At 70.7% G+C, this 21,324-nt stretch carries 15 protein-coding genes; 11 read left to right on the top strand and 4 right to left on the bottom strand.

The features are described 5' to 3' along the window. Positions 1 to 295: 295 nt before the first annotated feature. The 3 genes from IH00_RS0118150 to eccE all read right to left on the bottom strand — a co-directional run bounded on the left by IH00_RS0118150 (position 296) and on the right by eccE (position 2,784). Positions 296 to 529: a DUF397 domain-containing protein gene (locus IH00_RS0118150; protein WP_031074826.1), complete on the bottom strand. Its 234-nt coding sequence runs from the start codon at positions 527 to 529 to the stop codon at positions 296 to 298. Between the two features lie 156 nt (positions 530 to 685). Continuing rightward, a complete protein-coding gene (locus tag IH00_RS0118155; protein WP_078887817.1) occupies positions 686 to 1,450 on the bottom strand; it encodes a hypothetical protein in 765 nt (254 codons plus the stop codon). Then, positions 1,450 to 2,784 (bottom strand): type VII secretion protein EccE, encoded by a 1,335-nt coding sequence (eccE, locus tag IH00_RS0118160; RefSeq protein WP_031074830.1) that lies wholly within the window; start codon positions 2,782 to 2,784, stop codon positions 1,450 to 1,452. The genes IH00_RS0118155 and eccE overlap by 1 nt, the downstream gene beginning before the upstream one ends. Positions 2,785 to 2,965: 181 nt before the next feature. Here eccE and eccB point away from each other — a divergent pair, with 181 nt between their 5' ends. The 7 genes from eccB to IH00_RS0118195 all read left to right on the top strand — a co-directional run bounded on the left by eccB (position 2,966) and on the right by IH00_RS0118195 (position 10,316). Continuing rightward, complete coding sequence (gene eccB / locus IH00_RS0118165) at positions 2,966 to 4,492, top strand: type VII secretion protein EccB (RefSeq protein WP_031074831.1); 1,527 nt, start codon at positions 2,966 to 2,968, stop codon at positions 4,490 to 4,492. A 17-nt stretch (positions 4,493 to 4,509) separates the two neighbouring features. Next, positions 4,510 to 5,793, top strand: a complete 1,284-nt coding sequence (gene mycP, locus IH00_RS0118170; protein ID WP_052411460.1) for a type VII secretion-associated serine protease mycosin — start codon at positions 4,510 to 4,512, stop codon at positions 5,791 to 5,793. 161 nt (positions 5,794 to 5,954) lie between these two features. Further along, the gene (locus IH00_RS0118175; protein ID WP_052411461.1) at positions 5,955 to 6,398 is read left to right on the top strand and encodes a hypothetical protein; all 444 of its coding nucleotides are present in this window, start codon (positions 5,955 to 5,957) and stop codon (positions 6,396 to 6,398) included. A gap of 6 nt (positions 6,399 to 6,404) precedes the next feature. Continuing rightward, positions 6,405 to 8,195 carry a hypothetical protein gene (locus tag IH00_RS41935; RefSeq protein WP_031074837.1) on the top strand — a complete coding sequence of 597 codons (1,791 nt, stop codon included), beginning with the start codon at positions 6,405 to 6,407 and terminating at the stop codon, positions 8,193 to 8,195. Between the two features lie 37 nt (positions 8,196 to 8,232). After that, on the top strand, positions 8,233 to 9,516 hold the full coding sequence (locus tag IH00_RS0118185; RefSeq protein WP_234334880.1) for a S8 family serine peptidase: 1,284 nt from the start codon (positions 8,233 to 8,235) through the stop codon (positions 9,514 to 9,516). A 76-nt stretch (positions 9,517 to 9,592) separates the two neighbouring features. After that, a complete protein-coding gene (locus IH00_RS0118190) occupies positions 9,593 to 9,955 on the top strand; it encodes a WXG100 family type VII secretion target (protein ID WP_031074841.1) in 363 nt (120 codons plus the stop codon). Positions 9,956 to 10,016: 61 nt separating this feature from the next. Beyond that, the gene (locus IH00_RS0118195; protein WP_324615787.1) at positions 10,017 to 10,316 is read left to right on the top strand and encodes a WXG100 family type VII secretion target; all 300 of its coding nucleotides are present in this window, start codon (positions 10,017 to 10,019) and stop codon (positions 10,314 to 10,316) included. A 304-nt stretch (positions 10,317 to 10,620) separates the two neighbouring features. Here the strand turns inward: IH00_RS0118195 and eccCa are convergent, their stop codons facing one another. Beyond that, a complete protein-coding gene (eccCa, locus tag IH00_RS0118200; RefSeq protein ID WP_031074844.1) occupies positions 10,621 to 14,592 on the bottom strand; it encodes a type VII secretion protein EccCa in 3,972 nt (1,323 codons plus the stop codon). A gap of 556 nt (positions 14,593 to 15,148) precedes the next feature. On the opposite strand from eccCa, the gene eccD reads away from it, so the two are divergent. The 4 genes from eccD to IH00_RS0118225 all read left to right on the top strand — a co-directional run bounded on the left by eccD (position 15,149) and on the right by IH00_RS0118225 (position 21,316). Continuing rightward, entirely contained in the window at positions 15,149 to 16,651 is a 1,503-nt protein-coding gene (gene eccD / locus IH00_RS0118210) for a type VII secretion integral membrane protein EccD (RefSeq protein WP_031074846.1), read from the top strand. A gap of 214 nt (positions 16,652 to 16,865) precedes the next feature. Continuing rightward, positions 16,866 to 17,156: a 30S ribosomal protein S15 gene (gene rpsO / locus IH00_RS0118215; protein WP_023586232.1), complete on the top strand. Its 291-nt coding sequence runs from the start codon at positions 16,866 to 16,868 to the stop codon at positions 17,154 to 17,156. Between the two features lie 561 nt (positions 17,157 to 17,717). After that, entirely contained in the window at positions 17,718 to 19,940 is a 2,223-nt protein-coding gene (locus IH00_RS0118220; RefSeq protein WP_031074849.1) for a polyribonucleotide nucleotidyltransferase, read from the top strand. Beyond that, positions 19,937 to 21,316, top strand: coding sequence for a M16 family metallopeptidase (locus tag IH00_RS0118225; protein ID WP_031074851.1), 1,380 nt, complete (start codon positions 19,937 to 19,939; stop codon positions 21,314 to 21,316). Before IH00_RS0118220 ends, IH00_RS0118225 begins: the two co-directional genes overlap by 4 nt. Positions 21,317 to 21,324: the final 8 nt, after the last annotated feature.

Below are 21,324 nucleotides of genomic sequence, written 5' to 3' on the forward strand. Positions count from 1 at the left end.
CGTCCGATCGGCCCGGCTCTCCCCCTGGGACGCGGCGCATGCGGCTGTCGTCCGTCCACGGCGCCCTGCCCCCACCCTAATCGTCAAGGGTGCCGGACCGGCAGGCCCGTCGGCGGTCGCCCGTCGTCCCCCGCGCCCCGCACTGCCCGTTGGTGACACGGGCGGGGCGCAGCGTGAAGAGCGCGCCGGGCGAAACCGGCACAAGCCCCATGAAAAGAAAGGGATACCCGTCCCGGTGGCGGGCGCTGCTCACAATTCCGTCTCGGCAGCGACGGACCGCACCCCGGGAGCCGCCCTACTGGAGGTCGAACTCCCCGTCACGCGCCCCGAGCACGAACGCCCGCCACTCCGCCTCCGTGTACCGCAGGACAGTGTCGGGGTCGAGGGACGAGCGCATCGCGACGGCGCCGCCCGGCAGGTACGCGATCTCGACGCGTTCCTCGTCGGCGCTGGTCCCGGGAGCGCCCTGCCACTCGACACCCGAGATGTCGAGGGCGTACAGCTCGTCCTTCTCCTGTGCGCTCCCCATGAGGCTTCCTCTCGATCACGGTCGCGGCGAACGGATCCCAAACGGCCCGTGGCGGCGCGTAGTTGTCGGTAGCTGCGCGTCACCGTCGTTCCAATCCTAGGCCACCCGGGGGGCGCGGAAACGTCCCTCGGGCGGCGGAAAACGACCGGCGGGACCTCAGTCCATGCGCCGGGGCATGCCCAGCAGACCCGACTCCGCGTCCGTGGCGTTCGTCATCACCCAGTGGCGCTCGCGCCCGGAGCACCAGAGCGTGACACCGTCCGCCAGGGTCGGCAGTGCCTCCCTCTCGGCCCGGGACAGCCCCAGGATGCGGCCGATCTGCTCCGCCTCCTGCGGCGACACCCGCTGGACGCCCACCAGCGTCGACGCCCGCATCAACCGGGGCGCGACCGGGCTCAGGTACGGCAGCAGCGTCAGCACGGACTGCCAGGGCGACGACACCACCCGTCCGCGCGGCGGCCGCATCCCGCAGTCCCGTACGACCAGGACCGGGCTGCTCACGGTCGCGCCCATCGGCGGGACGCGCCCCACGTCGTGCAGCGTGACGCACTCCAGGCCGGCGCCCGCGGTCTGCGCGAGGACGCTCCACTCCTGCGCGCGGCCGGTCTCCACCGCCACCCGTGCACCGGTGCCCGCCGCGCGCAGCGCCAGCACCTGAGCCGTCCACAGGCCGCCGATCAGCAGCACCTCGTACGGCGTCGAACGGTGGAAGCCCACCATCTGCGGACGCCCCTCGGCGTCGTCGCCGATGACCACGCCGTCGTCCCCGACCGGCAGGGACAGCGCCGCCAGGTGGTCCGTGGCGACGGTGTGCCCGGCGTGACGCGGCCCGAACAGGCCCCGCAGGCCGCGCCTGCCGCGTGCGGACGCCGGGGCGGACGATGCCGACGGCGCGGTCGAGCGGGATGCGGTACGGGCCATCAGCGGGCACCTCCCAGCGGCAGCGTGGCGAGCACGCCCGGCAACTGTTCACGGTCCAGCCGCAGCAGCCCGACCTTCGCGGTGCGGCCCGCCTGCTCCAGGGCCCGCCGCACCCCGACCAGTTCCGTGTCGGAACCACCGGTGATCCGTACATGCCCGAGCACGTTCATCGCCCCTTGGCGGGTGCCCCGCCGCAGCGTGAGGCTGATGGTGGTGGCGTACGCCGGAACGGCGGTGAGCAGCGCGATCAGCTTGGGCAGCGGTGACGCCCCCCGCCCCAACTCGGGCCAGCGCCCGATCGCGTACGTGGTGTGCCAGCGGTCGTCGCACCGCCACACCCGGGACGTCTCGGCGGTACGGCGCTGCGGCGCCGCGTCGGGCCGGCTCGCGCGGGCGGCGAGCCGCGGGCTGGCGCAGGCGGCGATGGCCACCGTCGAGTTGAGCTCTTCCTGGTCCAGCACGACCGCCTGGAAACCGGCCCCGGTCATGCGGCTCGCGACGTGGTCCGCCACGCGCACCAGGCAGCGCTGGGCGCCTTCGATCCCGCCGCCGCGCGCCGCCACCGCTTCACGGCACAGCTCCGGGTCGAGCTTCACGGCCACCCACGTCATGCGCAGGGCCGGCGCCCCGGTCCGCTCCTGCAGCGGGGCGTACGACAGCCGCGCCACCGACTGCTGGGGGAGGTGCGGGGCGGGCGCCGGGCGGACGTGCTGCACGACCTGCACCGACTCCAGGACGATGTCGTCCACTTCCAGGGCACCGCCCAGGACCGACAGGGGCAGCGCACGGGCGCCGAACGCGGGCCGCAGCGCGGAACCGCTCGCCTCCACCCGTACGACCGCGGTGAGGAACGTGCCGTCACCGAGCATGCCGACGGTGCGGCGCTTGGCGTCGACGAAGGGGTACGGACCGAAGTCCGGCACGCTTTCCGCGATCGCCGCCAGCGACGGGTCGACGTCGGGCGCGGCCGGGGCGGCGGCCCGCCGGCGTGAGCGCATCGCCAGGACGGTGGACAGCCAGTCCGGGAGCGCGTGACCGCGACGGCGTATCACGGCGAACAGCACCAGTACGCAACCGAGCACACACGCGGGCACCAGCCACAGGTCACCGAGGGCGACGCCGACCGCGGCGAGACCGAGCGCCGACTCCACGAGCACCAACTGGCGCAGCTGCAGCGGACCGAGACGGCTGTGGCCCGACACGGGGCGCAGGGTCGTCGTCGCGGGGACGGCCGGCGGTGGCGGGGCCGCCGGGGCGTTGCTGCGTTGCCGTCGGGAAGTATCAGGGGCCCGACCGGTAGTCCGCCCATTGCGCGCGCGCGTCGCCGTACCCATCGCCGCGTTGCCCCCTCGTGTCCGTAATTACCAAATTCCTATGGGCGTTGACCGGGCGATCACCCTACCTGAGCAGTAACACGCAGCCGCCAGCAGGCATAGTAGAGGTCGCCACGGCGGCAGGGCCCACGCGATGCGTGTGGGAACCTGGCAGCCCAGCGGGGAGAGGGACAGCAGATAAATGGCATCACGTCGGGACGAACTCAACGCCTACACCTTCGCGAAGCGAAGGCTTGTCGCGCAGTTCGTGCAGCCGAACGCCACCGGCTCGGAGGAGGCCGCGCCACGGCCGCTGCGCGCGGTGCTGCCGGGGGCCATCGTCGGTGTGGTGGTGCTCGCGGTGTTCGCGGCCTGGGGCATGTTCAAGCCGGTGGCTCCGCAGGGCTGGGACCGGCCCGGCGAGAACGTCATCATCGCCAGTAAGTCGACCACCCGTTACGTCGTCCTGAAGACCGGCAGGAAGACGCAGCTCCACCCCGTCCTCAACATGTCGTCGGCCAAGCTGCTCCTCGACCCCGACAAGGGCAAGGTCATCAACGTCGACGAGTCCGTGCTCGACAGCGGCCGTATCCCGCACGGCGCCACCCTCGGCATCCCCTACGCCCCCGACCGGCTGCCCGACCCCAAGGACGCCGGCACCGCCAAGCGCTGGGCCGTCTGCGAGCGGCCGGGCGAAGGCGGCCGGGCCATCCAGAAGGCCGCCTTCGTCCTCGCCCAGCGCGAGGAGAAGAAGACCGAGGGCAGCGACCGCCTGCGCGGCGGGGAACTGCTGTACGTGGAGGGCCCCGACAAGAAGCGGTACGTCGTCGACGCCCAGGGCACCGCGTACCCCGTCGAGGAGGACGAGCTGCTCCTGCGCCAGCTCGTCGGCCAGGGCCGCGCCGCGCAGCGCGTCTCCGCCGCCTGGCTGGACACCCTCCACAAGGGCGACACCATCAGCTTCCCCACGGTCCCCGGCACCGCCGGCGAGGACGCGGGCGTCCCCGGCGACCTGGACGACGCCACCAACAAGGTCGGCATGGTGCTCACCGCCACGGACGGCACCCGCGACCAGCAGTACGTCGTGCTGCGCGGCCGCGTCGCACCCGTCTCGGACTTCACCGCCAAGCTGCTGCTCAACAGCCGCCAGCTGATCAAGCTGGGGCAGGCGGGCCGCGCCACCTCGGTCAGCGCCGCCGCCTTCCAGCCGAGCGAGGCGTTCGGACAGGACAAGAAGTGGCCGCGGTTCGCGCCCAAGCCCGTCAACGAGGCCGGCACCGCCGAGGGCAGCCGCAACACCGTGTGCAACGTGCTGCGCGACGTGGACCGCGACAACGGCGCCACCACGCTCAGCACTTGGGCGGGCACCGACTTCCCCGCCCCGCTGCCGACCGGGTCGAGCAGCGCCTACGTCACCCCCGGATCCGGCCAGCTCTTCCGGCAGTACAAGGGCGCCAGGACCGACACGGGCTTTCTCTTCCTCGTCACCGACACCGGACTGCGCTACGCCATGCAGTCCAACGGCGACAACGCCACCGACGACTCCGGCATCGGCGACTCCGGCTCGAAGGAGGAGAAGCAGGCGCGGATGATGGAGGCGCAGCAGGCACAGAACAAGCTCGGCTACAAGAACGTCGAGCCCGTGCCCGTACCGGCCGCGTGGTCGACCTTCCTGCCGACCGGGCCCCGTCTGTCGAGCGGCGCCGCCGCCCAGCCGCAGGGCTCCTGAGGGCCGGGGCGACGACGATGACGTACACGAAGACGAGCGCGGACGCGGCCGCGCACCCGCGTACCCGCAGGCGCCCGCGGACCGCCGCCGCGGTCACCGCGGTCACGGCCCTCACGGTCCTCGCGCTGCCGGCGCCCCCCGCCGCCGCGGAGGAGTCCACGCAGTGCACCTTCCCGGGGAAGACGTACGCAGGGCGTCCGTGGGCGCTGCAGCGGGTCCTGCTCGACGAACTGTGGAAGCAGTCCACCGGCAAGGGCGTGCGGGTCGCCGTCATCGACACCGGCGTCGACGTCAAGCACCCGCAGCTGGCGAAGGCCGTCGACACCGGGAGCGGGGCGAACCTGCTGCCCGAGAAGGACGCGAAGGGCGAGAAGCTCGACCGGGGCAAGGCCGACGGCACCACGGACACCGTGGGCCACGGCACCAAGGTCGCCGGCATCATCGCCGCCCGCCCCGCGAAGGGCACCGGCTTCGTCGGCCTGGCACCGGGCGCCACGATCATTCCCATCAAGCAGAACGACGCCGACGGCAACGGCACGGCCTCGTCCCTCGCCCGGGCCATCCGGCACGCCATCGACGAAGAAGCCGATGTGATCAACATCTCCCAGGACACCGCCAACGCGGTGGAGCCGGCGCCGGAGCTGAAGCAGGCCGTCGACGCGGCGCTGGAGAAGGAGATCGTGGTCGTCGCCTCGGCGGGCAACGACGGCCTGGGCGGCAACGTCAAGAAGACCTATCCCGCCTCGTACGAGGGGGTCCTCGCGGTGGCCTCCTCGGACCGCAACAACGAGCGCGCCGCCTTCTCGCAGTCCGGGGATTTCGTCGGCGTCGCCGCGCCGGGTGTGGATATGATCTCCACCGTTCCCGGCGGCGGCCACTGCGCGGACAACGGCACCAGCTTCTCCGCGCCGTACGTCGCCGCCGTCGCGGCCCTCATCAAGAGCAAGCACGACAAGTGGACGCGGCAGCAGATCGTCGCCCAGATCCAGCAGACCGCCGAGCGTTCGGTCGCGGGCCATGACCGCCTCGTCGGCTGGGGCGTCGTCGACCCGGTCCGTGCGCTGACCGAGGACGACAAGCCCATCGAGAAGCCCGTCGCCCACGAGGGCCTGACCCGCGCCGAGGCACCGACCCCGGCCGTGGCCCACCTCGGCGAATCACCGGAGGAACGCACGGCCCGCCTCGCGACGTACGTGGTCGTGGGCGGAGGGGTCCTGGTCGCCGCCATCGCCGGCGGCGCGGTCGCCGTACGCGATGCACGGCGCCGCGCGAGACGGGTCGCGACCGGGGCGGGCGGCTGACGTTGCAACCGCATCGCAGGGAACAGGCGTGACAGACAAGGCACTTCAGTTGTCATAGCCAGTGACTAGAGTGGCTGTGGCACAGAGATGTGCTGGACGACTGAGTAAACGGGGAGGCATGAGCAACGTGCTCGTGGCTGTAGGTATCGGGGGCGACGGCTGTGGCGAGTGACCTCGAGCGCGGCGTAGGCGCGCTGAAGAAATTCCGTGACCGGGTGAACGACGTCCTGTCGAACCTCGAAGGGGCCACAGGCACCGGCTCCAAGGTCGCGAACGAGCGGATGACCCGCGGCTCGCTCGGAGTCGGCATGCAGTTCTCCGAGGCGGACGGCTTCTACACCCAGTACAACCGCGTCCACAAGGCGCTCGTCACGCTCTCCAAGTCCCTCAACGACCAGATCGAGATGTACAGCATCGCGGTCCACGCGGCCGACGTCGGCTTCGACAACGTGGAAGAGGACATGCGCCGCCGGTTCCACGTCATCCACGCGCGGCTGGACAAGCAGTACGACGACGCCGTGGAACGCCGGAAGGCGAAGGACAAGAGTGATGCGCCGGAGCAGCCTCGCAACGAGGTCCAGGGCGCCGATGCGGACCTGGGGTGATGATCGATGACTGACAACAAGCCGCCGACGCTGCCGGATCCCGAGCAGCAGGCCACGCAGGCACAGCAGCAGCAGAACGCCGACGACGCCCAGATCCACGGCCAGTTCGCCGCCACGGACATGGCGCAGCGCGTCTCCTCGATCCTGAGCGACGTCTTCGGCTCCACCGCCGGAGTCAGCCTCTTCGGCACGACCAGCTTCGAGAACGCCCCGCTCAACGCGATGCTCGACCTCCTGGACAGCGCCAACCCGGAGGACCTGGAGCAGGCCGGTATCGCGCTGACCGATGCGACGACCGCCCTCAACAAGGCGGCGTCGGACCTCGCCCACTTCGTCAAGGACACCGACTGGGAGGGCGAGGCGGCCAACGAGTTCCGCCGCTACGGCGGGGAGCTCGTCACCTACACGTACGGCCTCGGCACCTTCGCCAACACGGTCGGCGAGCAGATGAAGGTGGCGAGCACGGGCCTGGCCTCGGTCCGCAACTCCAAGCCGCCGCGCGACGGCCGGCTGGTCCAGAAGAAGCCCGACGACTTCGCGCTGCCGGAGCGCACGCAGGACAACCAGGACTACCAGAAGGCCCTCCAGGTCGAGAAGGACCGCCAGGAGGCCATCAACCAGATGAACCGCCTGGCGTCCTTCTACGCGGTCTCGGAAAGCACTCTGGCGGCCCAGGAGCCGCCGACGCCGCCGAAGCCGTTGGGGGTTGCGGTGCCGCAGCCGTCAGGCGGCATCTATGACGAATCCCCTTCGCAGGGTGCATCCGGTTCTGCCGACGTCCGGCAAGCGACGGCCGCACCCACTTCGGTGAGCCGCGCAAGTGTCAGCGAAGTCGAGAGCGTGTCCCGGCCGGACGTGCCCGGAAAGCCGGTTGAGGTCCCGGACAAGCCCGCCGGGCCCGTGGGTTCGAACCCCTCGGTGGTCATCGACACCGTCGCGACGCCCCCCGCGCCCACGGCGCCTGTCGGCACTCCTCCGACCGCGCCGCCTCCTGGCCCCACGGGACCGACCAACTCTGCGCCTCCGCTGATCGGGCCCATGGGCACGCCTCCGCGCGCCGCCACGCCGCCCAAGATCATCGGGACGCAGGGCGTACCTCGGCCCACGGCTCAGGGACCGACCACGGTGGGCCGTCCCACCGGCAGCGGTCCGTCGACCGCGCGTACCACGGGGCCGGTCGGACGTCCCGGGATGCCCGGTCCCACTGGCTCGGGGCCGGCAGCCGGACGCAGTGCGAACCCCGTCGGCCGTCCGGGAATGACGGGAACCGGTCCTGGCCCGGCCGGGCGGAACGGTCTGGTCGGAGGCACCAACCAGACCCCGATGGGCGGCCGTCCGGGAATGCCCTCTCAGGCGCCGGCCGGACGTCAAGGTCCCTCGGCCACGCCCCGCGGTGGTCACTCGAACGGGATCGTCGGTGGCACGCCGCAGCGTCCCACGGGTGGAAACACCGGAGCACGTCTCCCGAAGGGAACGGTCATCGGTGGAGAAGTTCCCGCCACGGGTCGTCCCTCCACTGCCCGACCGAGCCAGTCCGGGGTCATCGGAGCCAACCAGGGGGCCGGTGCTGGTCGCCCCACCGGACGCGGCACGCCCAGCGTGAACGGTGTGGTCGGGACTCCTCGTAGCGCGACGGGACCTGCCGGTGCAGGTGTGGCGGGCGGTCGTGGTGGCCAGCGACGGTCGCGTGATGAAGAGCAGGAGCGATCCGGCTCAACCCGCCCGGACTACCTGACCGAAGACGAAGAGACGTGGGCAGCGCGGCGACGCGGTGCTGTGCCGCCGGTGATCGACTAGGACTCGGAAGGTTCGGGAAGTCAGGATGACGCCAGTAATGAGCCAGGTCCCGAAGCGCAGCACGTCCACCGCGCGGCGCGGCCTGCTCTGTGCCGTGGCCGCGGCGGGAGCGTGGGCGGTGGGCATCAGTGGTTCGGCCACAGCAGCGACTATTACCGACCCACAGTCGAAGCAGTGGTACCTGAACGCCATGCGTGCCGACGAGATCTGGAAAACCGCCACTGGGGAAGGCATCAAGGTCGCGGTCATCGACAGCGGCGTCAATCCCTCCACGCCGTCCCTCAAGGGGCAGGTACTTAAGGGGAAGGACCTTACGGGCGTCAAGGGCGAGGAGACGGACGACCTTACGGGGCATGGCACGACGATGGCTGAGATCATCGCCGGCACAGGTGCGGGGGGCGGCATCAAGGGCCTGGCGCCGGAGACGAAGATCATCCCGTATCGAGTGTCGGACACCGAGCTCCAGAACACGGAGAAGGTGAACGGCTTCGACATGCAGGAGGCAATTCGTGCTGCTGCGGACAGCGACGCTCAAATCATCAACGTGTCGATGTCAAGCGATTACTACAACTCTGCTGTGCGTGACGCGGTTGAGTACGCCCAGAGCAAAGGAAAGCTTCTCTTTGCCGGTGTCGGAAACGGTGCAAAGAAGGGCAACAAGCCTCAGTATCCGGCTAGCTACCCGGAAGCTGTCGCTGTTGCAGCGTCCGGCCCGGACGGCAAGGTGGCCGACTATTCCCAGCATGGCGACTTCGTAGATATCGCCGCTCCCTCTGGCGCCCTCCCTCGCTGGTGCGACGAGACCTTCAAGGCCTACTGTGACGGCGACGGTGGCACCAGCTCCGCCACCGCCCTCGCCTCCGCAACCGCCGCCCTCATCTGGTCCAAGCACCCCGAGTGGACCGGCAACCAGGTCCTCAGGGTCATGTTCGAGTCGGCCAGCCGAGGCGACGACTGGAAGCCCGGCAGCGTCAGCAACTACCTCGGGCACGGTGTCGTCCGCCCCAACGCCCACATCACCCGGGGGCTGGGCAAGCCCGGCGACCCGAACGTCAGCCCCCTGACCAAGGAGAAGGTGGGTGGCGTCCCCGGCGCAGGCGCCTCGTCCGACGCCACCGACCCGTCTGCACCAGCTTCGTCACAAGCCCCGCAGGCCAAGCCCGGCGGCGACGCGGTCGTGGCAGGCTCCGGCAAGAAGGCCGGGGCTGAGGCCGGGGCAGGGAGCAACAGCCAGTCGGGCCTCATCATCGGCGGGGCCGCAGTCGTGGTCGTCCTCGCGGGAGCGGCTTTCGCCGTGCTCCGGCGCCGACGCAGCGCCTGACCCACAGAAACCACCGCTGCTGATGTGAACCGACACGTCGCAGCTCCGTGAGAACCCAAGAAAGGAAGAGCGACACATGGCAGTGCAGAAGGTTGGCGATCAGAGTCTCAAGGATTTCCAGGATGAGATCTCGAACCGCTTCGAATCCGTCAAGGGTCAGCTGAAGAGCCTCCAGGGCGTCATCGACAGCCTCGAGGGCAACTGGAAGGGCATCGGCGCCGGTGCCTTCGACACCAAGCAGACCGAGATCAACCAGGCCATGGTGCGTATCGCGAAGCTGCTGCTGAACTTCCAGGAAGCGATCCAGGTCACCCGCACGACCGCCGGCAACACCGAAGACGAGGTGGAGAAGGCGCTGCGCGGTGTCGACGTGACCGGCGGCTTCTCGGGTGACGCTGCCGCGACGCGCCGCGCCACCTCGAACATCGCAAGCCTCTGACGCACGACGGCGTCAGCACTTACCCCACAGTTCCGCACACACAACGCATTTGGAGGGCTCAGTGCCACGAGCAACCGATGACGTGATGGTCGTCACCTACTCCTCCCTGGAGCAGGCGGCGTCGACGATCGAGACGCAGGCGAAGAGCCTGGACGAGGCCCTCGAGGCCATCCAGGGGAAGATCCGCAGCATCTCCTCCACCTTCGAGGGTGAGGCCAAGACGGCCGCGGACGGCGCCCACAAGCAGTGGGACACCGAGACCCGCCTCATCCACGAGGCCCTCAAGGGCATCGCCAAGGCGGTCCGTGAGGCCGGCCCGGCGTACCAGGCCGGTGACAAGAAGGCCGCCAGCTACTACTAGGAGCCGAGTAGCGGTCACAACGACAGGGTGGGCACGTGCGGGAGGTGCCCACCCTGACTCGTTCCCTGCGTCCGCCGGCCGCTCGCCCCGCTCGCCCCGCTCGCCGACAGCCAGGCACCCGCGCGGCCGGTGAGCGCCCGTGGTGAAGGCGAGCTCCGTTCCGCTGTCGCCCGCGAATTCCACAAGCCTGCGCGGGCCCTCCGTCGCGCCGTCCAGCAAGGCGGCACGAGACGGACCCCCGGAAAACAGCACCGCGGCGCTCCCATGAGGAACGCCGCGGTGTCGTCGCTCGTCCTGCCCGTGCCTAGAACTGCGACGGCATCAGCCCCGTCTGCACCAGCGGGTTGCCGCGCTGGCGGGAGACGAAGATGCCACGGCCCGGCGGCATCGGGCGCATCCTCACGCCGCCGAGGACATCGCCCTCCTGCGGGTCGCCCGAGAGCAGCACGCCCTGCGCGCCGAGCTCCATCATGCGCTGCATGAACGGCTCGTACGTCGCCCGGCTCGCACCCGCCGCGCTGCGGGCGATGATGAAGCGCACGCCCACGTCACGGGCGAACGGCAGCTGCTCGGTGAGCTTGCCCAGCGGGTTGCCGCTCGACGTGGACACCAGGTCGTAGTCGTCGACGACGACGTACACGCACGGCCCGCGCCACCAGCTGCGGTCGCGCAGCTGCTGCGCGGTGACGTCCGGCGACGGCGTACGGCGCTGCATCAGGTCGGACAGCGCGTCCACGTGGTGGTCCATGTTGTTGGACATCGGGACGTACTCCGCCAGGTGGGACGCCGGGGTGACGTCCAGCAGCGCGCGCCGGTTGTCGATCACGAAGAACTTGGCGGAGTCCCCGTCGTACCGCTCGCACAGCTGCTTGATCAGCAGCCGCAGCAGGTTGGACTTGCCCGACTCGCTCTCGCCGAAGACCAGGAAGAACGGATCGCGGTCGAAGTTGACGAAGGCCGGCTCCAGGCTGTTCTCGTCGATACCGAAGGCGATGCCCCGATTCGGCTCCGCGTACCCCGCCGGGAGCTGGTCCGCCGGGAGCTCCCGGGGCAGCAGCCGCACCGCCGGCGCACCCGGCGCCGTCCAGTGGCGGCCGACCTCCTGCGCCATCGCCGCGGTGGCCTCCGCCAGGTCGCTGTCGGAGTTGATGCCGTCGATACGCGGCACCGCGGCCATGAAGTGCAGGCTCTCCGGTGTCAGACCACGCCCCGGTACGCCCTGCGGCACGTTGACGGCCGCCTTCCGGTCCAGCTCGGAGTCCATCGTGTCGCCGAGGCGCAGCTCCAGCCGGTTCATCAGGTGGTCCTTGAGGTTCGCCCGGACCTCCATGGAGCGCGACGCGGTCAGGATCACGTGGATGCCGTAGCCGAGGCCGCGCGCCGCGATGTCCAGCACGGCGAACTCCAGGCCCTCGTACTCGGTCCGGAAGTTGCCCCAGCCGTCGATGACCAGGAACACGTCACCCCACGGCTGCTCCGTCACGGAGATGTCCCCGCGCTCGCGCAGCCTGCGGTACGTCGCGATCGAGTCGATGCCCGCGCTGCGGAAGTACTCCTCGCGCCGCTCCAGGACGGAGTACACCTCGGAGACCGTGCGCCGCACCTTCTCCGGGTCCAGACGCGAGGCGACCCCGCCGACGTGCGGCAGGCCGGCGACCGACGCCAGACCGCCACCACCGAAGTCGAGACCGTAGAACTGCACCTCGTACGGGGTGTGCGTCAGCGCGAACGCCGAGATCAGCGTCCTCAGCAGCGTCGACTTGCCCGACTGCGGACCACCGACGATCTGCATGTGGCCGGCCGCGCCCGAGAAGTCCCGGTAGAGCGTGTCACGCCGCTGCTCGAACGGCTTGTCGACCACACCGAGGGGCACCACGAGGCGCCCCGCCCCCTGGTAGCCGGGCTGCGTCAGCCCGCGCCCCTGCACCGCGGCGAGGCCGGGCAGCAACTCGTCCAGCGGCGGCGGGTTGTCCAGCGGCGGCAGCCACACCTGGTGGGCCTCCGCTCCCCGCCCTTCGAGCCGCCGCACGATCACATCGAGCACGGAGTCCGCCAGCGCGTCGTCCTCGGACGTACGGGCCTCCGGCACGACCGGCTGCGCGGGCCGCTCGACGTACCGCACCGGAACGGGCGCGGCCGTGAACAGCACGGGCCGCCGGTCCACCGGCAGCGGGCCGCCGGGCACCGCGGCGTGCTGGTTCGACCGGTACACGCCGGAGACGTACGCGGCCTTGAACCGCACCATCTCGTCCGTGCCGTACTTCAGATAGCCGGAGCCCGGCACATTGGGCAGGTGGTACGCGTCCGGCACGCCCAGCGCCGCCCGCGACTCCGCCGCGGAGAAGGTCCGCAGACCGACGCGGTACGACAGGTACGTCTCCAGGCCGCGCAGGCGGCCCTCCTCCAGGCGCTGCGAGGCCAGCAGCAGGTGCACGCCCAGCGAGCGGCCGATACGGCCGATCTGCACGAACATCTCGATGAAGTCCGGCTTGGCCGTGAGCAGCTCGCTGAACTCGTCGATGACCAGGACCAGCGAGGGGATGGGCTGGAGCGGGGCTCCCGCGGCACGCGCCTTCTCGTAGTCGTGGATGTTGGCGTAGTTGCCCGCGTCGCGCAGCATCTCCTGGCGGCGGTTCAGCTCACCGCGGATGGAGTCGCCCATGCGGTCGACCAGTGTCAGGTCGTCCGCGAGGTTGGTGATGACGGCCGCGACGTGCGGCATCTGCGACATCCCCGCGAACGTGGCGCCGCCCTTGAAGTCCGCGAGGACGAAGTTGAGCGTCTCCGACGAGTGCGTGACGGCCAGACCCAGCACCAGCGTGCGCAGGAGCTCCGACTTGCCGGAACCGGTGGCGCCCACGCACAGGCCGTGCGGCCCCATGCCCTCCTGCGCCGCCTCCTTGAGGTCCAGCATCACGGGGACGCCGTCCTCACCGACACCGATGGGCACGCGCAGCCGCTCCGACTGCGAGCGCGGCCGCCACGTCCGGCTGACGTCGATGGACGCCGCGTCACCCAGGTTGAGCAGGTCGGTGAAGTCGAGGTTGGCCAGCAGCGGTTCGTCGTCGTCCGAGCCGGAGGCGACCCGCAGCGGAGCGAGCTGACGGGCCAGCGCCTCGGCGGCCTCCAGGCTCAGCCCGTCCGGCACACCCTCGTACACCAGGCCGTGGCCCGACTCCAGTCGCAGCGCGTCGGGGTGGACCACCACCGACAGGCCGCCGCCGCGCGGACCGGCCGGCTCACCCGGTACGACCTCGACGATCGTCACGCCCTGGAGGCCCTCCGCCGCCGCCAGCGCCGACATGGGCGGCACCGACTGGCCGTCGAGCACCACCACGATGTGCGGCTGGTCCAGCAGCGGGTGGCCGCCGCCCTGGAAGCGCGGCCGGCCTTCGAGGCGCCGCGCGAGCATGTCCTCCAGGTCGCGCGCGTCCGTGGTGATCAGGCGCCGTGTCCCCGCGCCGTCGCCGTCACCCTGCGCCTGCACGTGCGGAAGCCACTTCGTCCACTCCCAGTGGTGGGCCGCCTCCTGGCCGGCCGCGACGGCGATGACGAGGTCCTCGGGGGAGTGCAGCGAAGCGAGCGAGCCGATCATCGCCCGCGCCGCCGACCGCACCGACTCCGTGTCACCGCTGACCGTCAAGGAGTAGAAGGCGCGCAGGGACACGGCCATGGGCAGACCGTCGAGGGTGCTGTGAGCCCTGAGAAACTGCTGCATCGCACCGGCGGTGAGCGGCTCCAGCTCGTCGACGGGCGCCGTCTCGGGGGCGACGAGCGGAGTCGCGAGCTGCTGGCTCCCCAGACCGATGCGCACCTGGCCGAAGTCGTCGTCGCCGATGCGCCGCTCCCAGACCCGGCTGCCCTCGGCGACCAGCGCCCACAACTGCTCGGGGGACGGGTGGAGGTAGTACTGCGCGTCGCGCTGGAGCCGTGCCGTCCTCAGCACCGTACGCCGGATCTGGGTGAGGTACTTGAGGTAGTCGCGCCGCATGTCCGCGAGCTGGCCCTGGGTGCCGCGCCGGTAGCGCACGAGCATCGCGATGGCCATGGCGACCGTCGACGCGATCATCACCATGCCCATGATCCGCATGATGGGGTTCGGCGTCATGAAGAAGAAGACGACCGAACCACCCATGCCGAGCGTCGGCAGGAGCTGCATCAGCACGCCCTCCTGCTGCCCTCTCGGCAGCTCGGGCGGGGGTTGCAGCTGCACCTGCTCACCGGGCACTTCGGAGGGCAGGGCCCGTGGTGGGCGCTTGACGACGATTTGACTCACAGCTCACCAATTCCCTTGGCGGACGGAAACGTTCCTATCGGCGCCCCCGTGGCGACGGGTTCCGACCGCGGGGAAGGATCCTACTTGCGCAGGGGGTTACGGGTGGGCGGTAGGGTGGCGCGAAGTGCACGCGCACCTGTGAACCTCCGCAAAGAATCCGGTGATTCGGAACGGGTCGCCCGGAACGGACCACCCGGTGCCGGAACCGGCACCGGAACGGTTGCCGGATCCAGCACCGGAACGGCGGTTGGAGCCGGCACCGGAACGGCAGTTGGAACCAGAACCGGAACGGTTGCCGGAACCAGCACCGGATCCGGGGCCTGAACGGGCGCCGCGACAGCAGCGGGTCCCGGTGCCGGAACCATGCACCGGACCCGCGGAGTACGGGGCACGGTTCACGGAGCCGGAAACGGAGCGCCGCGGTGCCGGCACGCCGACGCGGACGCGCGCACAGCGGGCGCGGAGGCGAGCGCCGGACGCGGAACCTCCGTGCCGGACGCGGAACGCACACAAGAACCAGCCGCATGAGAACCACGAGGGGAAGCAGCAGGTGAGTATGACGGCCCCAGCCGCGGCCACCGGAACCGGCCACCCGGCTCCCGTGACTCCGTCCGGCGGCGGAACCGGTTTCTGTCGCGTCACGGTCGTCGCACCGGACGGCCGCGTCGACGTGGCACTGCCCGAGGACATCCCCGTCGCCGACCTCTATCCGGAGGTGCTCCGGCTGTCCGGGCAGAGCCCGGCACCCGGCGCCCCCGTCGGATACCACCTCGTGCGGCGTGACGGCACCGTGCTCGACGGCGCGCGCTCACTGGCCGCGCAGCGCATCCTCGACGGTGAACTGCTGTCGCTGCGGCCCTTCGCCGAGTCGCTGCCGCCGGCCGTCTTCGACGACGTGTCCGACGCCGTGGCCTCCGCCGTCGCCCGCGACCGCACGCTGTGGAGTGACGCCCTGATGCGGGGCGCCGGCCTCTTCGGCGGCTCCGTCCTGCTCGTGCTGCTCGCCTTCGTGCTGTGGTCGTCCGACCCCCGGCACGACATGCACGGCCTGCCCGGCATCCTGGCCGCCGTGACCGGCGTCCTGCTGCTGGCCCTGGCGTGCGTCCGCGCCCGCGTCTACGACGACCGCGGCTCGGCCGTCGCCCTCGGCATCGGCGCCATGGCCAACGCCGGCGTCGCCGGATCCGGTCTGCTGCCGCTGGCGGACGGGCAGGGCATCGGCCGGCTGCAGTTCCTGCTCGCCTGCGCCGCCGTCCTGGTCTTCTCCGTCGTGCTGACGATCGTCGCCCCCGGCGGCGACGGCCCCTTCGTGGCGTTCGTCTTTGCCTCCGCCGTCGGGCTCCTGGTGACCTTCGTCGCCGTCCTCACCCGGCTGGAGCCGGTCGAGTCCGCCGGCGTGAGCGCGACGCTCGCCGTGGGCGCCCTCGCCTTCCTGCCCGGCCTGTCCACCCGCTTCGCCCGCCTGCCCATCGGCTTCGAGCCGCCCCGTACGGCGATCGGCGGGTACGGCACCGACCCCGAGCCGCAGGGCCCGGTCGACGCCGAGCGCATCGCCGCCCAGGCCCGGCGCGGCCACGAACTGCTGGTCGGCCTCGTCGGCGGCTGCGCCCTGCTGGCGGTGGGCGCCGCGGCGGTCCTCGGCTTCTCCGACGACGTGTGGGCCCAGCTCCTGGCGCTCGGCACCGGTGTGGCGATGATGATGCGCGCCCACCTGTTCCGTTACACCGCGCAGGTCGGCTGCGCCCTGGCCGCGGGGCTGGGCTCGCTGGTCCTGCTGGGCCTCGGACTGTGCCTCAACCCTCCGGCGGAACTGCTCCAGGACGCGCTGCGCGGGGACGGTACGGCGCTCGACATCCGTACGATCTGGCTCACCGCGGCCGTCGCGGCGGTCGCCGCGGTGATCGTCTCGATCGGGCTGATCGTGCCGCGCAAGGGCGTCACCCCCTTCTGGGGACGCTTCCTGGAGATCGCCGAGACCTTCGTCCTGCTGACGCTGATCCCGCTGTGCCTGGCGGTCTTCGACGTCTACCACTCGATCCGCTCGATGACGAGCAAGTGATGAGCGAGTGACGAGCAGGTGAGGCGGGGCCCCGGTACGCAAGTGCAAGGGGCCCTTCCGGGGCTGGTACGCTGTGTGACGGCCGTTTGTGTACGCGCTTCCGGAGCATCTGGGAGCAGCGCCCATCGTGCCTTCGCCTCCGAGTCACGGAAGCTCCCCTGAGACCAAGACCAGGGGCACTCGCAGGCGCATCGAACACCACGAGGAGTACCGAGTGTCTCTCGACGCCGCTACGAAGAAGCAGATCATGGCCGAGTTCGGCACCAAGGAGGGCGACACCGGCTCCCCCGAGGTCCAGGTCGCGCTGCTCTCCCGCCGCATCTCGGACCTGACCGAGCACCTCAAGACCCACAAGCACGACCACCACTCCCGTCGTGGTCTGCTGATCCTGGTCGGCCAGCGCCGCCGCCTGCTGCAGTACCTGGCCAAGAAGGACATCCAGCGCTTCCGTGCGCTGGTCGACCGCCTCGGCATCCGCCGCGGTGCGGCCGGCGGTGCGAAGTAAGACGCCGTGAAGGGAGCGGTTCCCACGCTGAGGGAGCCGCTCCCTTTGCTGTACGCGCTGCGCGTGACACACGTGACGCGCGTGACCCGCGTGATCCACGGGACGCACGCGTGGTCCCCGTACCGGGTGTGCACGCCCGGTACCCGGGGTACGGGATGTGCCGTCGGTACACGGGGTACCCGTAGGACAGAGACGTGCGGGACGCACGCGCCGTACGCCCGTGCACCACGCACCGGCCGTACGAGACGCACTGCGGGACGTGGGTACGGCACCGCCGTACCGGCCCGCAGCCCGTACGCAGGGTGATCGGAATGCCAACCTGAGCCCGAGCTCAGTAATCTGGTCGCACAACGCAATAACGAAAACGCCATAAAAGCCGCAAGGCTGGCAGGGAGGGGCGCCCTCGCCGTCGCCGGTCCTCGGTAGTGGCCCCCGGGACACATCACCCCGGGTGCTTCGATCGAAGACCGGCCCGCACCCAAGGCGCGCTTCTCCGCCACGTCCCCCGCCACACGGGCGTTCAGGGGACGCAAAGACGACAAGTAAATGGAGAAACCGCTAGTGGAGAACGAGACCCACTACGCCGAGGCCGTCATCGACAACGGCTCCTTCGGCACCCGCACCATCCGCTTCGAGACGGGCCGCCTGGCCAAGCAGGCCGCCGGCTCCGCCGTGGCGTACCTGGACGACGACACCATGGTGCTGTCGGCCACCACCGCCTCCAAGAACCCGAAGGACCAGCTGGACTTCTTCCCGCTGACCGTCGACGTCGAGGAGCGGATGTACGCGGCCGGGAAGATCCCCGGCTCCTTCTTCCGCCGTGAGGGCCGGCCCTCCGAGGACGCCATCCTCACCTGCCGCCTGATCGACCGCCCGCTGCGCCCCTCCTTCAAGAAGGGGCTCCGCAACGAGATCCAGATCGTCGAGACGATCATGGCGCTCAACCCCGACCACCTCTACGACGTGGTCGCCATCAACGCCGCCTCCTGCTCCACCCAGCTGGCCGGCCTGCCCTTCTCCGGCCCGATCGGCGGCACCCGTGTCGCCCTGATCCGGGGCCAGTGGGTCGCCTTCCCGACGCACACCGAGCTCGAGGACGCCGTCTTCGACATGGTGGTCGCGGGCCGCGTCCTGGAGGACGGCGACGTCGCGATCATGATGGTCGAGGCCGAGGCCACCGAGAAGACCATCGAGCTCGTCAAGGGCGGCGCCCAGGCCCCGACCGAGGAGGTCGTGGCCGCCGGTCTCGAGGCCGCCAAGCCGTTCATCAAGGTCCTGTGCAAGGCGCAGTCGGACCTCGCCGCCAAGGCCGCCAAGCCGGTCGGCGAGTTCCCGATCTTCCTGGACTACCAGGACGACGTCCTGGAGGCCCTCACCGCCGCCGTCAGGACGGAGCTCGCCCAGGCGCTCACCATCGGCGGCAAGCAGGAGCGCGAGGCCGAGCTCGACCGCATCAAGGGCGTCGCCGCCGAGAAGCTGCTCCCGCAGTTCGAGGGCCGCGAGAAGGAGATCTCCGCGGCGTACCGCTCGCTGACGAAGTCCCTGGTCCGTGAGCGCGTCATCAAGGACAAGGTCCGCATCGACGGCCGTGGCCTGACGGACATCCGCACGCTGGCCGCCGAGGTCGAGGCGATCCCGCGCGTGCACGGCTCGGCGCTGTTCGAGCGTGGCGAGACCCAGATCCTGGGCGTCACCACCCTCAACATGCTCCGCATGGAGCAGCAGCTGGACACCCTCTCCCCGGTGACCCGCAAGCGCTACATGCACAACTACAACTTCCCGCCGTACTCCACCGGCGAGACCGGCCGCGTCGGCTCCCCGAAGCGCCGCGAGATCGGCCACGGCGCCCTGGCCGAGCGCGCGCTCATGCCGGTGCTGCCGACGCGCGAGGAGTTCCCCTACGCGATCCGCCAGGTGTCCGAGGCCCTCGGCTCCAACGGTTCGACGTCCATGGGCTCGGTCTGCGCCTCCACCATGTCGCTGCTGAACGCCGGTGTGCCGCTGAAGGCCCCCGTCGCCGGTATCGCCATGGGCCTGATCTCCCAGGAGATCGACGGCGAGACGCACTACGTCACCCTCACCGACATCCTCGGTGCGGAGGACGCCTTCGGCGACATGGACTTCAAGGTCGCCGGCACCAAGGAGTTCGTCACCGCCCTCCAGCTCGACACCAAGCTGGACGGCATCCCGGCCTCCGTCCTGGCCGCGGCCCTCAAGCAGGCCCGCGACGCCCGCCTCCACATCCTCGACGTGATGATGGAAGCGATCGACCGCCCGGACGAGATGTCCCCGAACGCCCCGCGGATCATCACCGTCAAGATCCCCGTGGACAAGATCGGCGAGGTCATCGGCCCCAAGGGCAAGATGATCAACCAGATCCAGGAGGACACCGGCGCCGAGATCACGATCGAGGACGACGGCACCATCTACATCGGTGCCGCCGACGGCCCCTCCGCCGAGGCCGCCCGCACCACGATCAACGGCATCGCCAACCCGACCATGCCGGAGGTCGGCGAGCGCTACCTGGGCACGGTCGTCAAGACCACCACCTTCGGTGCGTTCGTCTCCCTGCTCCCGGGCAAGGACGGCCTGCTGCACATCTCGCAGATCCGCAAGCTCGCCGGTGGCAAGCGCGTGGAGAACGTCGAGGACGTGCTCGCGGTCGGCTCCAAGGTCCAGGTGGAGATCGCCGAGATCGACCAGCGCGGCAAGCTCTCCCTGATCCCCGTGATCGCGGACGAGGACGCCGCCTCCGACGACGCGAAGGACGACACCGACCAGTGACGTCCCGTAGCTCACAGGCGACGGCCCGCACCTCCCCGGAGGCGCGGGCCGTCGCCCGTACCCAAACGCTTCTCCAGGGCAAGGACGGCATCGGCACGGTCCGCCGCACCACCCTCCCCGGCGGCCTGCGCATCGTCACCGAGACCCTGCCGTCCGTACGCTCCGCCACCTTCGGCATCTGGGCGCACGTCGGCTCCCGAGACGAGACGCCCGCCCTCAACGGCGCCACGCACTACCTGGAGCACCTCCTCTTCAAGGGCACGCACAAGCGCAGCGCCCTCGACATCTCCTCCGCCATCGACGCGGTCGGCGGCGAGATGAACGCCTTCACGGCGAAGGAGTACACCTGCTACTACGCGCGCGTGCTGGACACCGACCTGCCGCTCGCCATCGACGTGGTGTGCGACATGCTCACCGGCTCGCTGATCCTCCAGGAGGACGTCGACGCCGAGCGCGGCGTCATCCTCGAAGAGATCGCGATGACCGAGGACGACCCCGGCGACGTCGTCCACGACCTCTTCGCGAAGACGATGTTCGGCGAGACACCGCTGGGCCGCCCGGTCCTCGGCACCGTCGACACCATCGAGGCGCTCACGGCGGACCGCATCCGCCGCTTCTACAAGAAGCACTACGACCCGACCCACCTGGTCGTCGCCGCCGCGGGCAACGTCGACCACGCCACGGTCGTACGCCAGGTCCGCCGCGCCTTCGAGAAGGCCGGCGCCCTCACCCGCACCGACGCCGTCCCGGTCGCCCCGCGCGGCGGCTCCCGCGCCCTGCGCACGGCCGGCCGGGTCGAGGTGCTCAGCCGTCGCACCGAGCAGGCGCACGTCGTCCTCGGCGTACCGGGCCTCGCCCGCACCGACGACCGCCGCTGGGCCCTGGGCGTGCTGAACACCGCCCTCGGCGGCGGCATGTCCTCCCGCCTCTTCCAGGAGGTGCGGGAGAAGCGTGGTCTGGCCTACAGCGTCTACTCGTACACCTCCGGCTTCGCCGACTGCGGCCTGTTCGGCGTGTACGCGGGCTGCCGCCCCAGCCAGGTCCACGACGTCCTCAGGATCTGCCGGGACGAGCTCGACCGGGTCGCGCGCGAAGGTCTGTCCGACGACGAGATCCGGCGCGCCATCGGCCAGCTCTCCGGCTCCACCGTCCTCGGCCTGGAGGACACCGGCGCCCTGATGAACCGCATCGGCAAGAGCGAGCTGTGCTGGGGCGACCACATGTCGGTCGACGACATGCTCGCCCACATGGCGGCGGTCACCCCCGACGACGTACGAGAAGTGGCCGCCGAGCTGCTCGGACAGCGTCCCTCGCTGTCCGTGATCGGCCCCCTCAAGGACAAGCAGGCCGACCGCCTCCACGAAGCGGTCGCCTGACGACACTC

The organism is Streptomyces sp. NRRL S-118 (genome assembly GCF_000716335.1).
GTDB lineage: Bacteria > Actinomycetota > Actinomycetes > Streptomycetales > Streptomycetaceae > Streptomyces.